Source organism: Stenotrophomonas sp. GZD-301 (genome assembly GCF_049310345.1).
In the GTDB taxonomy this organism is placed as follows: Bacteria; Pseudomonadota; Gammaproteobacteria; order Xanthomonadales; family Xanthomonadaceae; genus Stenotrophomonas.
This window is the reverse complement of sequence record NZ_JBMOWY010000026.1, coordinates 32,546-45,933: the sequence shown is the minus strand read 5'-3', so window position 1 is coordinate 45,933 and position 13,388 is coordinate 32,546. Positions and strand designations below refer to the sequence as shown.

At 67.9% G+C, this 13,388-nt stretch carries 10 protein-coding genes; 6 read left to right on the top strand and 4 right to left on the bottom strand.

The genetic code is table 11. The annotated features are described in order from the left end of the window. Nucleotides 1-76: 76 nt before the first annotated feature. On the top strand, nt 77-355 hold the full coding sequence (locus tag ACO6VK_RS06775) for a hypothetical protein (RefSeq protein ID WP_422506140.1): 279 nt from the start codon (nt 77-79) through the stop codon (nt 353-355). A gap of 21 nt (nt 356-376) precedes the next feature. On the opposite strand, the gene ACO6VK_RS06770 is transcribed toward ACO6VK_RS06775, so the two are convergent. From ACO6VK_RS06770 to ACO6VK_RS06760, 3 genes are all read right to left on the bottom strand, one after another. Beyond that, nucleotides 377-703, bottom strand: a complete 327-nt coding sequence (locus ACO6VK_RS06770) for a hypothetical protein (protein WP_422506139.1) — start codon at nt 701-703, stop codon at nt 377-379. 395 nt (nt 704-1,098) lie between these two features. After that, nucleotides 1,099-2,109, bottom strand: coding sequence for an alpha/beta hydrolase family esterase (locus tag ACO6VK_RS06765; RefSeq protein ID WP_422506138.1), 1,011 nt, complete (start codon nt 2,107-2,109; stop codon nt 1,099-1,101). Between the two features lie 87 nt (nt 2,110-2,196). After that, nucleotides 2,197-3,600: a GntP family permease gene (locus tag ACO6VK_RS06760; RefSeq protein WP_411851030.1), complete on the bottom strand. Its 1,404-nt coding sequence runs from the start codon at nt 3,598-3,600 to the stop codon at nt 2,197-2,199. Nucleotides 3,601-3,757: 157 nt separating this feature from the next. Here ACO6VK_RS06760 and ACO6VK_RS06755 point away from each other — a divergent pair, with 157 nt between their 5' ends. The 4 genes from ACO6VK_RS06755 (at nt 3,758) to ACO6VK_RS06740 (ending at nt 10,736) form a co-directional block, all read left to right on the top strand. After that, nucleotides 3,758-5,956, top strand: coding sequence for a TonB-dependent receptor (locus ACO6VK_RS06755; protein ID WP_422506137.1), 2,199 nt, complete (start codon nt 3,758-3,760; stop codon nt 5,954-5,956). 11 nt (nt 5,957-5,967) lie between these two features. Further along, the gene (locus ACO6VK_RS06750) at nt 5,968-6,846 is read left to right on the top strand and encodes an alpha/beta fold hydrolase (RefSeq protein WP_422506136.1); all 879 of its coding nucleotides are present in this window, start codon (nt 5,968-5,970) and stop codon (nt 6,844-6,846) included. Next, complete coding sequence (locus ACO6VK_RS06745) at nt 6,843-7,328, top strand: MaoC family dehydratase (RefSeq protein WP_422506135.1); 486 nt, start codon at nt 6,843-6,845, stop codon at nt 7,326-7,328. Before ACO6VK_RS06750 ends, ACO6VK_RS06745 begins: the two co-directional genes overlap by 4 nt. A 72-nt stretch (nt 7,329-7,400) precedes the next feature. Beyond that, complete coding sequence (locus ACO6VK_RS06740) at nt 7,401-10,736, top strand: PAS-domain containing protein (RefSeq protein WP_422506134.1); 3,336 nt, start codon at nt 7,401-7,403, stop codon at nt 10,734-10,736. Nucleotides 10,737-10,761: 25 nt separating this feature from the next. On the opposite strand, the gene ACO6VK_RS06735 is transcribed toward ACO6VK_RS06740, so the two are convergent. Further along, nucleotides 10,762-11,436 carry a response regulator gene (locus ACO6VK_RS06735; RefSeq protein ID WP_422506133.1) on the bottom strand — a complete coding sequence of 225 codons (675 nt, stop codon included), beginning with the start codon at nt 11,434-11,436 and terminating at the stop codon, nt 10,762-10,764. A gap of 88 nt (nt 11,437-11,524) precedes the next feature. Here ACO6VK_RS06735 and ACO6VK_RS06730 point away from each other — a divergent pair, with 88 nt between their 5' ends. After that, the gene (locus tag ACO6VK_RS06730) at nt 11,525-13,369 is read left to right on the top strand and encodes a 3-hydroxybutyrate oligomer hydrolase family protein (protein ID WP_422506132.1); all 1,845 of its coding nucleotides are present in this window, start codon (nt 11,525-11,527) and stop codon (nt 13,367-13,369) included. Nucleotides 13,370-13,388: the final 19 nt, after the last annotated feature.

Sequence of the window (13,388 nt, the reverse complement as noted above, 5' to 3'; positions counted from 1 at the left end):
TCCGCCCGCCGACCACGGGCTCTTCACCCGCCCGCCCTATGCTGGACGCCCATTCCATTCTGCAAGGACGTGCTTCATGACCAAGCTCCACACCCTATTGATTGCGGGTTGCCTGATCGGGTTCAGCGCGGTTGCGTCGGCTGAAACCGTGAATCTCACCAACAGCGCCGACGGCGCCAACCGCGATGCCGGCATCACGGCGGTAAAGAAGAAGCTGCAGGACGCGTGCACCGAGCGCAAGGGCTCGCCCGACGCGGCATCGTTCGAGGTGGTCTTCGAGAAGACCAGCGACAACCCGAACGTGCCCAAGCCGTACTACGTGGACGGCAGGATGAAATGTGAGCTGCCCGGCTGAGGGTAGCGTGGCCGCCCTCCCCTACCCCCGATAGACCTCCATCGAGGCGGAGAAGCTGCGCGGCGGCGCGCGGTACGCAACCACGGGGGCATCGGCTGCCGCAGGCGCATTTACGGTGAGCATGATCCCGCCGGGTCTGGTCTGTACATACAGCCGGGTGCCGGGCTCGATGCCCAGCGCGTGTATCCACAACCCCCGCAGCTTCAGGCACGGGATGGGCGGGCAGCCTGGGTAGGTTTCCAGGCCGTCGTGGTGGAGTGCGTTGGTGAGGATGCTTCTGGGGGTGCGCCACCAGAGCTTCTGCCTGGCCGCTTCGCTGGGGGATGCATCGTTGGTACGACTGGACATGGTGGGCCTCCGATGGGAAACCTCCCTCGCCGGAATGGCGAGGGAGTCGGGAGGTTAAGAACCGTGTAGATCCGGCGCGACGTATTTCCGCGAAGGTGTTGTATTTCGCCACCCTCCCGACATGTTGCGTACAGCGTGCTGTGCATCTACAGGAGTTCTTACGCTCCGGGGCGCAACCCTGTCGCGGGAATGAGGGTAACGGAAGTTGTTTCAAACATCCGTCCCTCGATATCCGATTGGGGTGGGCTATCCGGAGCGTCCATCACCCCTCGCCATGCAGAATTTCGTGAGGCACAGCGCTTTTCAAGCAGGAAGGCCGTCACGGGATTCGTGTTGGCCTTCCCGCGTTGGCAGGCGAGTACCGGCGGAAATGGATGACGCATTTGGCGCCCTGCTCAGCGCAGGTGATCCTTCAGGAACACCCACGTGATCAAGGTGGCGTCCGGCCCGTTCGGGTCGGTGAACGGCAGGCCGGACTGGCTGCCGCTCCAGGCATGGCCCATCCCGTGCACCACGTAGTGCTGCACCAGCGTCCTGCCGCCGTAGGTATAGGTGTCCACCGTGTAGGCGCGGCCACCCGGCACCTGGCCATTGAAGGTGCTGGTCGGCACGTACTTCACCGAGTCGTTGTCCACGCCATCGTCGGCCAGGTCGTTGGTCTGCAGGAACTGGCGCACGGCCTGCTGCCCGTTCACCGGGTTCACCGTGGCATCGGCGCTGCCGTGGAACACCAGCACCGGGAGCGGGCGCGGCTGCGGCGAGCCCGAGCATTGCCAGGCCAGCCGGCCGTTGCTGTCGGGCGAGTAGATGCTGCCGGCCAACAGCGCGTAGGCGCTGCCGGAGACGGTGGTGGCGCCCTTGTACATGCCGCCGGCATGCACCGCGCCGGCCGCGAACACGTCGGAATAGCAGGCGAGCATGATCGAGGTCATCGCCCCGCCGGCGGAGATGCCGGTTACGTAGACCCGGCGCGGGTCCACGCTGTAATCGGCCTTCACGTTCTCCACGATGCCGGCCAGGATGGAGGCCTCGCCACTGCCGCGTGCCTGGTTGATCGGCAACTGCCAGTTCCAGCAGCGTGCCGGGTTGGCGGTGACGTTCTGGCGCGGGTAGACCACGATGAAGCCTTCGGTGTCGGCCACCTCGTTGAAGCCGGAGGCCTCGCCCATCAGGTTGGGGCCGGTCACGCAGCCGTGCAGCACCAGCAGCAGGGGCATGGGCATGGGCTGCGTTGCCTGATAGTTCGCGGGCACCCATACCTGGTACTCGCGGCTGCCGAACAGGTTGCCGTACAGGCCAATATCCCAATGCCCGGCGGGGCCGGCGGCAGCGGCAGTGCCCGCCGTGGCCAGCCAGGTGCACAGCACCAGCAGTGCGGCCTTGATCGAATCGATTCCAGATTTCATGACCAGATCCTCATGCGTGAGTCGTGGATGAAGTGGTACCGGAACTCCTCGTGGACCAGCCTTCCAGAGGGTGGTGCGTTGCCGCCATCAAACCCAGCCGGTGGCGTAATAGATGCCGATCACCACGAACACCGCGAGGGTCTTGATGATCGTGACGGCGAAGATGTCCTTGTAGGCCTGGCGATGGGTCAGCCCGGTCACCATCAGCAGGGTGATCACCGCCCCGTTGTGCGGCAGGCTGTCCATGCCGCCGGACGCCATCGAGGCCACGCGGTGCAGCACCTCCATCGGAATGCCCGCGGCCTGCGCGTTGGCGATGAAGGTCTCCGACATCGCCGCCAGCGCGATGCTCATGCCGCCGGAGGCCGAGCCGGTGACGCCGGCCAGGCCGGTGACCGTGACCGCTTCGTGCAGCAGCGGGTCCTTGATCGAGCCCAGTGCATTGGCCACCACCATGAAGCCCGGCAAGGCGGCAATCACCGCGCCGAAGCCATATTCCGAGGCGGTATTCATGGCCGCCAGTACCGCGCCGCTGATCGCGGTACGCGTGCCGTCGGCGAACTGGGCCACCACCGGGCGCCAGGCCAGCGCCAGCACGGAGAGAATGCCCACCAGCAGCGCACCCACCACGGCCCAGATCGCGCCGATCTTCTGCACGTCCTGCACCAGCGGCGCGGCGCTGCCCATGATCGACGGGATGAAGCTGTGCTCGCTGCCATACCACTGCGGTATGCCCAGGGTGAACAGTTTGTTGGAGACGAACACCAGTACCAGCGGCAGGATGGCAATGCCGGCATGCGCCAGGTGGGTGCCGGCAAAGGGCGCCGGCTCGTTCACCAGGGTGGCCGGGTCGCCGTAGCCCTCTCCCGTGCGCAGCGCAGCGCGGCGGCGCCACTCCAGGTACGCCATGCCCACGGCAAGTACGAACACGCTGCCGAGAATGCCCAGTACCGGTGCGGCCCAGGTATCGGTGCCGAAGAAGGTGGTCGGGATGATGTTCTGGATCTGCGGGGTGCCGGGCAGCGCGTCCATCGTGAAGCTGAAGCCACCTACCGCCAGCGTGGCCGGAATCAGGCGCTTGGGGATGTTGCTCTGGCGGAACATCTCGGCGGCGAACGGATACACCGCGAACACCACCACGAACAGCGACACGCCCCCGTAGGTGAGCAGGCCCGACACCAGCACGATGGACAGCATCGCCCGCTGCGGGCCGAACAGCCGGATGGCCGCGCCGACGATGGAGCGGGAGAAGCCGGACAGTTCGATCAGCTTGCCGAACACCGCGCCCAGCAGGAACACCGGGAAGTACAGCTTGAGGAAGCCGACCATCTTGTCCATGAACAGGCCGGTGAACATCGGTGCCACCAGCGACGGGTCGGTCAGCAGCACCGCGCCGAGTGCGGCGATGGGAGCAAACAGAATCACGCTGTAGCCGCGGTAGGCCACCAGCATGAGGAAGGCCAACGCTGCAAGTACGATCAGTAACGACATGCGGCGCTTCCAGATGAGGAGGCGCCCAGTATCCGGATCTGACGGCCGCTGCCGACTGGACCTAGGTCCACTCGCGGGTGCACCACGGCGCCGTTAGCCTAGGCGTCATGGGTGGCATAGGGCCATCTGCAACGTACATGCCTTGGGGGAGGACCGAATGAAGCGGAATTGTCTGAGTCTTATGATCGGCGCGCTGTTGGCCTCCGGGCCGGTACTGGCACAGGAGGCGCCACAGGCGGCATCGACGGCAGGCAAGTCCGTTACGCCCACCAACCTGGACAGCATCACCGTCACGGCCCGCAAGCGCGAGGAAACCCTGCAGGAGGTGCCGGTGGCGGTCACCGCCTTTACCTCCGAGGCGCTGGACAAAATGAACGTGCAGGACATCAGCGACCTGGACGCGCTGGTGCCCAACCTGACCATCTACGCCGCACGCGGCGCGAGCAGCACGGTCACCGCGTACATCCGCGGCATTGGCCAGTCCGACCCCACCTGGGGCGCCGATCCTGGCGTGGGCATCTACCTGGACGACGTATACATCGCACGCCCGCAGGGAGCGCTGCTGGACGTGTTCGACGTTTCGCGCATCGAGGTGCTGCGTGGCCCGCAGGGCACGCTGTATGGCAAGAACACCATCGGCGGCGCGATCAAGTACATCTCGCGTGGCCTGCCCACCGAGACCGAAGGGTTTGCCCAGATCACCGTGGGCAACTACAGCCAGCTCGATGCCAAGGCGGCCATCGGTGGCCCGCTGGGCGGTGCCGACAGCGGCCTGCGTGCGCGCGTGGCAGTGGCCAGCATGAACAATGACGGCTTCGGTGAGAACACCTACAACGGCCAGCCGGTCAGCGACAAGCAGATCAATGCGGCACGCCTGAACCTGGGCGCGTATGCGGGTGACGATTTCGACGTGCAGTTCGCGTTGGACTGGATTGACGACCAATCCGGCATGCGCGGCTCCAAGATGCTGGCGCCCAACCCGTTCACCCCCGCCTACCCGCCGATGGACGACCGCTACGACATCCGCTCGGGCATGCGCAACCTCAACAGCGTGGAAACCAAGGGTGCCTCGGCCACGGTGAACTGGCGGCCCACTGAGGATGTGGCGCTGAAGTACGTGGTGGCCAAGCGCGAGTCCGACAGCGAGGCCAACATCGACTTCGACAGCACGCCGGTGAAGCTGGCCGACGTTGGCGGTACCTACAACGACAACCAGGTCAGCAACGAGCTGCAGCTCAACTACGACGCGGGCGGCCGGGTGCGCGGCGTGGTCGGCCTGTACCAGTTCAGTGGCGAAGCCGGCGGGCAGATCCGCAACAACTTCTTCAACCTGCAGTTTGGCGATACCCGCGGCAAGGTACTGACCGACAGCATCGCGCTGTATGCCGATTGGACGTTCGACCTGACCAACAAGCTCAAGCTCGACCTCGGCGCCCGCTACACCGATGAGGACAAGCGCGCGATCGTGTTGAACCGCTTCTACGCCGACGCGACCTTCAGCAGACCCATTGCGGTGGCCGCCGATTTTGACAAGACCACCAACTTCAAGAACGTCTCGCCCAAGGTGTCGCTGGATTACCAGATCACCCCGGACATCATGGTCTATGGGCTGGCCACGCGTGGCTTCAAGTCCGGCGGCTACAACATCCGCGCCAACGCTGTTGCAGTGCCACGTTCGGCCGAACCGTTCGATGACGAGACCGTGGACAGCCTCGAGATCGGCAGCAAGATGGCCTTCCTCGACCAGCGGCTGTTCCTGAACCTGTCGGCGTTCCACAACAAGTACAAGGACATCCAGCTGTCGGTGTTCACCGGCATCGATACCAATGGCGATGGCGTGGACGACGCCTTCTTCGGTGACTTCACCAACGCCGGCGCCGGCACCGTCAACGGGCTGGAAGTGGAGTACCAGTATCTGCCGACCCAGCACTGGTTGATCACCGGCAACCTGGCCTGGCTGGACACGAAGTACGACGAGTACATGGACCGCGGCGTCAACGTTGCCGACCAGATGAAATTCACCAATGCACCGAAGTACTCGGGCGCCTTGAACGTGGAGTACCGCACCGACCTGGCCAGCGGCGGCAACCTGTCCGCCCGGGTGGGCTACAGCTACCAGAGCGAGGTGTGGCCGACCACGGACCTGAGCCCGGTTATCCGCCAGGAGGGCTACGGGCTGGTCAGTGCCGGGGTGATCTGGCGGCTTGATGACGCGTGGACCTTCTCGCTGCAGGGCGACAACCTGGCCGACAAGGAATACCGCACCACCGGCTACAACATTCCGGCGGTCGGCACGCTGATTGGTTTCTATGGGCCGCCGCGCCAGTACAGTCTCAGCGTCCGTTACGATTTCTAGAAGGTTTCCGCATGACGCAGTCCTACGATGATCTGTACTGGAACAGCGACGATGGCCTGCGCCTGCATGCGCGCGACCATGCACCGGCGGCGGGGCAGACGCCCCGCGGCACGGTGGTGTGCATTCCGGGGTTGACCCGCAACGCGGCCGACTTCGACGCCCTTGCCGGCACGCTGACCGCCGCCGGTTGGCGCGTGCTCGCGGTGGACCTGCGCGGGCGGGCCGGATCGGCGCGTGCACCGGACCCGGCCAGCTACAACCCGCGCACCTACTCCGACGACATGGTGGCGCTGCTGCGCTCCCAGCACATCGACAAGGCAGTGTTCGTCGGCACCTCGCTGGGCGTGCTGGTCACCATCACCCTCGCCTCGCGCGCGCCCGGCCTGATCGCGGGCGCAGTGCTCAACGATGCCGGTCCCAAGGTGCCGCGCGAGGCTCTGGCGCGTATCGGCAAGTACGCCGGCAAGCCGGTGCCGCCGATGGATCTGGATCAGGCGGCCGCCTATGTGGAATCCATCGGCAGGACGGCGTTTCCGCGCTTCACCGCCGAGGATTGGCGGGCGATGGCCGCGCGCACGTTCCGCCCGCGCGACGACGGGCTGCTGGAACTGGACTACGACCCGGCGGTGATCCGCACCACCCGGCCGTGGGTGCTGTGGCTGCTGCGTCCGGTGCTGTGGCGCGCGGTGCGTGGGCTGACGGCGCGGGTGCCGGTACTGGTGGTACGCGGGGCGTTGTCGGACATTCTGCCCGCCGATGTCGCACGGCAGATGGCGGCCACCTCGCCGAACGCGCGGCTGGTTGAAGTGCCCGACGTGGGTCATGCACCCATGCTGTCCGAACCGGAGGCGCGCGACGCGATCCTCGCCCTGCTGGAGCGCGTGCGATGAGTACGACCGCGCCGGTTGACGCATTGCCCGTGGCGCTGCAGGCGCTTCGCGACTGGGCCGATCGCGAGCGGCTGGGCCGGGTTACGCACATTGCGCAGTCGCGCATCGATGCGTTTGCCGACGCCACCGGCGACCACAACTGGATCCATGTCGACCCGGCCCGGGCGCAGACCGGCTTGCCGGGTGGGCAGACCATCGCGCATGGGTTCCTGCTGCTCTCGCTGACCGTTGAAGACGATGTGGCCGCGCTGGCGGGTTTCCCCGGCATTGCCCACGTACTCAATTATGGTTTGAACAAGGTGCGTTTCCTTGCGCCGGTGCCGAGCGGCGCAGAGGTGCGGGTGCGGTCGCGGCTGGTGTCCCTGGACGCGCGCCAGCCGGGGCAGTGGCTGCTGACCCAGCACAAGACGGTGGAGGTGGTGCCCGGCGATGCGGTGGCTCTGGTGGCCGAGCAGCTGTCGCTGATCGTCGCCTCTCCCTAGCGGCCCTGCCCTACCCTGCAGCGCAGGGCCGGCCTACTGCACGCCGGCCAGGGTTCTCTCTACACTGGAGCGATGTTGACGCCCTCCATCGTCCTGTTCGCCTGCATTGCGTGGACCGTGCTGCTGTTTGGCGTCGCCCTGTGGGGAGAGCGCCAGGGGCACCGGCTCACGAAAGTGTGGCCGGCCATCTATGCACTGTCGCTGGGCGTGCACTGCACCGCGTGGACGTACTACGGGGCGGCCTCGCAGGGTGTGCAATGGGGCTTCCCGATCCCGCCGACGCTGATCGGCATGGCGCTGATCTTCGGCCTCGGCCTGCCCTTCCTGGCGCGGCTCGGGCGGCTGGCCAAGCAGCACAACAGCGCCACCATCGCCGACCTGGTAGTGGCACGGCTGCGCACCGATCAGGGGCTGGGTGTCACCATCACCCTGGTCGCGCTGTTCGGCATCATTCCGTACATCGCGCTGCAGCTCAAAGCCGTCAGCCAGGGGCTGGGCGCCTTGCTTGGCGATCATTTCGCGGCCAGTGGCTGGCAGCTGGACATGTCGTTCTGGTTCGCGCTGACGATGGCGGCGTTCACCATGCTGTTCGGTGCACGCAAGGCGTCGGCCACCGAGCACAACCGCGGCATCGTGGTCGCGCTGGGGCTGGAATCGCTGCTGAAACTGGCGGCGCTGCTGGCCATCGGCCTGTATGCCGCGGTATCGGTGCACCAGGCCGGCACGCCGCTGCTGGACAAGATGGTGCATCTGCCGCCGCCGGCGGTCATCCCGGACTTCCTGACGATGGTGGCGCTCGGTGCAATGGCGGCGTTCACCCTGCCGCATCAGTTCCATGTGGGCGTGGTGGAGCTGCGCCAGTCATCGCACCTGAAGACGGCGCGCTGGCTGTTTCCGCTGTACCTGCTGCTGATCGGGCTGCCGTCGGTGCCGATGGCCCTGTCCGGTGCGGCGCAGCTGCCGGCGTCGATGTCGCCGGACCTGTATGTGCTGGCCCTGCCGCAGGCGCGCGGCCATCACCTGTTGGCGCTGCTGGCCTACCTGGGCAGCCTGAGTGCGGCCACCGGCATGATGATCCTGTCGGGCCTGACGCTGTCGATCATGCTCGGCAACCACGGTGTGGGCTCACGCCTGCTGGGCGGCATCGAGGGCGGCGATACCGGCGCCGACCTGCGGCCGCGTGTGCTGGCGTTCCGTCGCGCGGGCATCCTGGCGGTGTTCCTGATGTCGTGGCTGTACAGCCGCGCGATGAGCGGCACCGAGGCACTCAGCGATTTCGGGTTGATGTCGTTCACGGCGTTGTCGCAGCTGGCGCCGGCGGTGCTGCTGGCGGTGTATCGCCCGCGCACGCCCTCCCCGGCCATCATCGCCGGCATCGTGCTGGGCTCGCTGGTCTGGCTGTGGCTGGTGCTGCTGCCGATGGTGATCCCTGCCCCGCCGCCGTCGGCCGGCCCCGACGGGCTGCACTGGCTGGCGATGTTCTCGCTGCGCATGCAGCCGGGCCATATCGCCATCAGCATGGGCGCGAGCCTGGCGGTGAATCTGGCGACGGTGGTGCTGGTGTCGCGCGCGATACGCCCTTCGATGCCGCTGCAGCGTGACGCGGTGGCGGCAGCGGCGATGCGCAAGACGGCCGGCCGCTTCCTCGGCCAGGAACGCGCACGGCAGCTGATGGATGGGCACGCCGGGCAGATGCTCGATGACGACCGCGTCACCGCCATCGAACGCGAACTGACCGCTGTGGTCGGCGCGGGCATGGCGCGGCTGCTGGTCGAGGCGGCACGCGACGGCGGCGCGGCCCCGCTGGATGTTGTCACCCGTGCGGTAGGCGAAGCCACCCAGGCGCTGCGCTTCAACCAGCGCCTGCTGGAAGCCGCGTTGGAGAACATGAGCCAGGGCATCAGCGTGGTCGATGCCCAGCTGCAGCTGGTGGCCTGGAACAGCCGCTATGCCGCGCTGTTCAAATTTCCTCCGGAACTGCTGCAGGTGGGCCAGCCGGTGGCCCACCTCACGGCATGGGCGGTGGGGCAGCTGAAGATCGGCGATGCTCCCGGCGATACGCCGGACAAGGCCCTGCTGCGCCGCGTGGCGCACATGCGGCGCGGCACCCCGCACCTGGCCGAACGCATCTTCCCGGACAACACCATCGTCGAAATCCGAGGCAACCCGATGCCGGGCGGCGGCTACGTGGCCACCTTTACCGATGTCACCGCGTTCCGCCGCGCCGAAGATGCCCTCAAGCGCAGCAACGAAACGCTGGAGCGCCGCGTGCAGGACCGCACCGCCCGGTTGGAGGAGGCCGTGCATGAAGCGGAACGGGCCAACGTTGCCAAGACCCGCTTCCTGACGGCGGTGGGGCACGACCTGATCCAGCCGCTGCATGCGGCGCAGCTGCTGACCGACGCGATGTCGCAGCACATCCACTCCGAGTTCCTGGACAGCTTCCTGCGCCAGATCCGGGGGGCGCTGGATTCCACCGACGACCTGCTGTCGGGGCTGCTGGATATTTCGCGCTTGGAAGCGGGCGGGCTGGTGGCCGATCCGCGCCCGTTCGCGCTGTCGTCGGTGCTGGACCCGCTCGCGCAGGAGTTTGCGGTGCTGGCCGCGGCGCGTGGCCTGCAGTTCCGTTACGTGCGCACCCGCGCCTGGGTGCACAGCGACCCGCTGCTGCTGCGCCGGGTGCTGCAGAACTTCCTGGCCAACGCCATCCGCTACACCCGCCGTGGCGGCGTGCTGCTGGGCGTGCGTCGCCAGGGCCAGACGCTGTCGATCGGGGTGCATGACAGCGGCCCCGGCATCGCGCCGGAGCAGCAGGCGGTGGTGTTCGAGGAGTTCCACCGTGGCGACCGCAGCAATGGCCAGGGCCTGGGGCTGGGGCTGACCATCGCACACCGGATTGCCGACCTGTTGCATGCGCCGTTGGAACTGCACAGCGTGCTCGACCGTGGCGCGGCCTTCTCCATTGCCGTGGCGCGGGCAGCACCGGCGGCCGCGCCACGCGCCGACGTTGCCGCCGGCGGCACCGGCACACTCAAGGGCGCCCGCGTGCTGGTGGTCGACAACGATCCGGACGCGCTGGAGGCGATGCGGCAGATGCTGCTTGCGTGGGGCTGCGATGTCGTTGCGGTGCGCGATGCCGGGGCGATGGATGCCTCGGCACATGAGGCTGCCCTGTGGTTGTTCGACTACCACCTTGACGAGGGCGATACCGGTGTGGCGCTCTGGAAGCGTCTGGTGGCCGCGCATGGGCCGCGGCCAACGGTGATCCTCAGTGCCGATACCGGCAGCGACACGCGCGATGCCGTGCGCGAGGCGGGGCTGTCGCTGCTGAACAAACCGTTCAAGCCGCTGGCGCTGCGCTGGGCGATCAACCACCTGCTGGCAACGCCCGGCACGGCCAAGGCCTGAGCGGGCACCCTGCCCGCGCGACGGCTCAGGCGTCCTGCGCCTCGTCGATATGCCGGGACGGATCGGCCAGGCCCATTTCGTGCAGCACACGGATGGCCTGCGCACGATTGCGCACCCCGAGCCGGCCCATGATCCGGGTCATATGCGCCTTGACCGTGCGCAGCTGCACGCCCAACCGGTCGGCGATCTGTTTGTTGAGCAGCCCTTCGGCCACCAGGCTCAACACCTTGTACTGATGCGCGGACAGGCTGGACAGGCGCGCGGCCAGGTCGATGTCCTTGCTGAACGGCGCCACCCGCGCCACCGGCTCGCGCAGCATCGCCGGGATCCAGCGCTCGCCATCGAGCACGGTCTGCAACGCGGCCTGCAGGTCGGTCAGCCCGGAACTCTTGGGGAGATAGCCGGCTGCACCGAGGTCGATGGCACGGCGGATCACGTGCGGTTCTTCGTTGGCCGAGACGATGATGATCGCCAGGCCGGGCTGCAGTGCACGAATGGTCGCCAACCCGGCCAGGCCGTGATTGCCGGGCATGTGCAGGTCCAGCAGCATCAGGTCGATCTCCTGCGCCTCGATCGCTTCGAGCACCCCGTGCAGTGAGTCGGTCTCGCTGATCTGCAGATCGGCCACCGCCTCCTCGGCCGCACGGTGCAGCGCAGCGCGGAACAGGGGATGGTCGTCGGCGATCAGCAGGGTCGGCATGTCCGGCTGAGGTTAGCAAATCGCCCGCAGCGCGGCACGGGTACCTAGGTACGCTGGCAGAACCTGCCGGTCTTGCTAGGGTGGCGCAATGAGCCCTCTCCGTCCTGCGACCCTGCTGTGCGCCGCGCTGCCGCTGTTGTCGGCCTGCGTTTCTGTTGCCGATGCCGCCACGCCCCGCCCCCTCGCGGCATCGCCCGTGTTCGAGCAGTGGCGGGAAACGCTGCATCGGGGCAGCGATGATCTGCTGACTGCAGGGCTGGGCATCGACGCCCTGCGTTCGACCACCGCGCCGCCGTTCGCCACTGCGGCCCAGCCGACGGCGGACGAGGCCCGTCGCCGCGCGATCTGGAGCAGTTGGCGCGGCATCGCCGACCTCACCCCTGGCGGCGGCTTTGGCGAGGTGTATGGCACGGTGCAGGCGGCACCCGGCCGCGAGTTCTCGGCGTATGCGCGGGTTCCCGGCGCGCGCCACCCGCACCGCGTGCTGGTGCAGGTGCCCGACGACTTCGACGTCGCGCGGCGCTGCCTGGTGGTGGCCGCCTCCTCCGGTTCGCGGGGCATCTATGGCGCCATTGCGGTGGCCGGCAGCTGGGGGCTGGCGCACGGCTGCGCCGTCGCCTACACCGACAAGGGCACGGGCAGCGACTATTACGATCTGGACGCACACGCCGGCTTCCTGGCCGATGGCACGCCCGCCACCGACGGCGCGTTGGCCTTCGTACCCACCGATGCAACGGCCACGCACGGCATCGCCGTCAAGCACGCCCATTCGGGCGACAACCCGGAAGCGGATTGGGGCCGGCACCTGCTGCAGGCGCTGCAGTTCGGCCTGCAGGCGCTGGACCGCGCCTACCCCCGCGCCGCACCCTTCACCGCGGCCAACACCCGCACGCTGGGCGTGGGCGTCTCCAATGGCGGCGGCGCCGTGCTGCGCGCGGCGGAACTCGACGTGGATGCCTTCGATGCGATGGTCGCCGGTGAGCCCAATGTCTCGGTGGCCGGTGCCCCGCCGCTGTACGACGTGGTGACCCAGTCCGCGCTGCTGATGCCCTGCGCGCTGCTCGCACTGGAGGATCTGCCCCAACCGCCGCTGCAGGCACAGGCAACGCAGGCCGGCACCACGCGCTGCGCACAGCTGCACGCCGCCGGCTACGTGCAGGGTGAAGACACCGCGGCACAGGCACGCTCGGCGCGGCAGCAGCTTGCCGAGGCGGGCCTGAGCGACGGCGCCCTGCGTGCCGGCGCGTTTTCGGCCGGGTTCGATCTGTGGCGCGCCATCGCGGTCACTTACGCGTCGGCTTATGGACGTTACGGTGCCGGCGCGCATCCCTGCGGCTACAGCTTCTCGGCTGCCGGCGCTGACGGCAGGCCTGGCCCTGCGCCGGCCGAACTGCGTGCCACCTGGTGGAGCGAGGGCAGCGGCATTCCGCCGGGCAGTGGCGTGGTGCTGGTGGACGGCAACGCGGCATCGTCGGCGGAGGAGCCGTTGCGTGGCCTGGCGTGCCTGCGTGCGCTAGGCAGCGGCGACAGCGCCGATGCCCGCCGGGTGCGCGCCGGTATCGCCGAAGCGGCCGCGAAGGCCCCGCGTCGCGGGCTGCCGATCGTGGTCATCCACGGCGTTGACGACGGGCTGGTGCCCATCCACATGACCAGTGACCGCTACGTTCCGCTTGCCCGCGACGCCGGGGCGCAGATCGCCTATTGGCGGGTGAACAACGCACAGCACTTCGACTCGCTGCTGGCCTTCCCGGACTACCGGAAGCGCTATGTGCCACTGCTGCCCTACGTGTTCGCCGCGATGGACCAGGTGTGGGCTCACCTTGAGGATGCCGCCCGCGCCCTGCCGCAGGATGCGCTCATCCGGCCGACGCCCCGTGCCGACGCGCCGCTGCGGCGTGACCACCTGTCCATCCCCGCCGCCGCCAGCCGCTGACACGTTGCCCACCAGGAAG

What these genes read in the sequence shown, in the direction of transcription:
- ACO6VK_RS06775 (WP_422506140.1), top strand. Translation starts at nt 77, where the DNA reads ATGACCAAGCTCCACACCCTATTGATTGCGGGTTGCCTGATCGGGTTC.
- ACO6VK_RS06770 (WP_422506139.1), bottom strand. Translation starts at nt 703, where the DNA reads ATGTCCAGTCGTACCAACGATGCATCCCCCAGCGAAGCGGCCAGGCAG.
- ACO6VK_RS06765 (WP_422506138.1), bottom strand. Translation starts at nt 2,109, where the DNA reads ATGAAATCTGGAATCGATTCGATCAAGGCCGCACTGCTGGTGCTGTGC.
- ACO6VK_RS06760 (WP_411851030.1), bottom strand. Translation starts at nt 3,600, where the DNA reads ATGTCGTTACTGATCGTACTTGCAGCGTTGGCCTTCCTCATGCTGGTG.
- ACO6VK_RS06755 (WP_422506137.1), top strand. Translation starts at nt 3,758, where the DNA reads ATGAAGCGGAATTGTCTGAGTCTTATGATCGGCGCGCTGTTGGCCTCC.
- ACO6VK_RS06750 (WP_422506136.1), top strand. Translation starts at nt 5,968, where the DNA reads ATGACGCAGTCCTACGATGATCTGTACTGGAACAGCGACGATGGCCTG.
- ACO6VK_RS06745 (WP_422506135.1), top strand. Translation starts at nt 6,843, where the DNA reads ATGAGTACGACCGCGCCGGTTGACGCATTGCCCGTGGCGCTGCAGGCG.
- ACO6VK_RS06740 (WP_422506134.1), top strand. Translation starts at nt 7,401, where the DNA reads ATGTTGACGCCCTCCATCGTCCTGTTCGCCTGCATTGCGTGGACCGTG.
- ACO6VK_RS06735 (WP_422506133.1), bottom strand. Translation starts at nt 11,436, where the DNA reads ATGCCGACCCTGCTGATCGCCGACGACCATCCCCTGTTCCGCGCTGCG.
- ACO6VK_RS06730 (WP_422506132.1), top strand. Translation starts at nt 11,525, where the DNA reads ATGAGCCCTCTCCGTCCTGCGACCCTGCTGTGCGCCGCGCTGCCGCTG.